This is a genomic window from Sphingobium lactosutens DS20, from assembly GCF_000445105.1.
GTDB classification, from domain to species: domain Bacteria; phylum Pseudomonadota; class Alphaproteobacteria; order Sphingomonadales; family Sphingomonadaceae; genus Sphingobium; species Sphingobium lactosutens.
Map to the genome: position 1 here is coordinate 1 of NZ_ATDP01000016.1, position 1,101 is coordinate 1,101.

Here is a 1,101-nt window from a genome sequence, read left to right on the forward strand (position 1 = left end):
ATGAGCGCGCCGGCGCTGTCGGTCTCGCCCGTCAGCACAAGCCGCGTAACGAGCGGCAATCCATCGCCGCCGTGCTGCCACGCTTCAAGAAGCGCCGAGCGCATGCGTTCCGCAATGCTATCGGCCGGCACGTCGGTACAGTCGATATCGACCGCGAGCCAGCGGATCACATCCAGATCCAATCGATCGATGGAGGAAACCTGACCATCCTCCACGGTGACGATCACCGCGCCCTTGGGGCCCGTCTCGCGGATCGTGCGACCCTGGATGTTGCCCGGGAAGACGACATGAGGCGCCTCGCACACGATCTCGTGTTGATGGACATGGCCGAGCGCCCAGTAGTCGTATTGCTTGGCTTTGAGATCATCCAGGCTGCAGGGCGCGTAATCGGCGTGGCCCTTCCGGCCTGCCAGCGCGGTGTGCAGCATCCCGATATTGAAGTGATGCTCCGCAGCGGCGGGATAGGACGGAACGAGATTGTCGGTGACAGCCGGTGTCGAGAAGCTCTGTCCGTGGACCGCGACCTGGAGCTCGGCAAGCAGATGGGTTTCCGGTCGGCGCGCGCTGAACAGGCGGACATTGGGCGGCCAGGGAATGCTGCGGGTGATGACGGAGGCGGCATCATGGTTGCCGGCGAGAAGGAACACCGGGATTTCGGCCCGATCCAGGCGGCCCATGGCGCGGGCGAAATAGAGGCCGGTGCTCATGTCCTTCCACTCACCGTCGAAGAGGTCGCCAGCGATCACGACGAAATCGACATCTTCGTCGATGGCGCGTTGTACCAGATTGTCGAAAGCCGCGCGGGTGGCTCCTCTTATGTCGTCCTCGGGCAGACCTTCATATCTCGACAGGCCATGGAGCGGGCTGTCGAGATGAATGTCGGCGGCATGCAGGAAACGAAAATCGCTCAAAACTCTTCCCCCCTCGAAAGCGGCGATATTCTCTGGGTCACCGCGATCCTCCGTTTGTGTAGTGCCCCATGGGAGAACACCCCCAACATGGCCGCAGAGCTATTGGCCATGCGTTCCGCACAGTCGCATGTATTGTAATCAGGGTTCCTCCGCCAGTTTCCCGACTCTTGCGAGGAAGAAACGCTCCCCC

At 61.9% G+C, this 1,101-nt stretch carries 1 protein-coding gene; it reads right to left on the reverse strand.

Annotation, left to right across the window (positions count from 1 at the left end; genetic code table 11):
* On the reverse strand, positions 1 to 911 hold a 911-nt coding region (locus RLDS_RS29320), incomplete at its 3' end, for a metallophosphoesterase family protein (protein WP_021224253.1).
* Positions 912 to 1,101 lie beyond the last annotated feature (190 nt).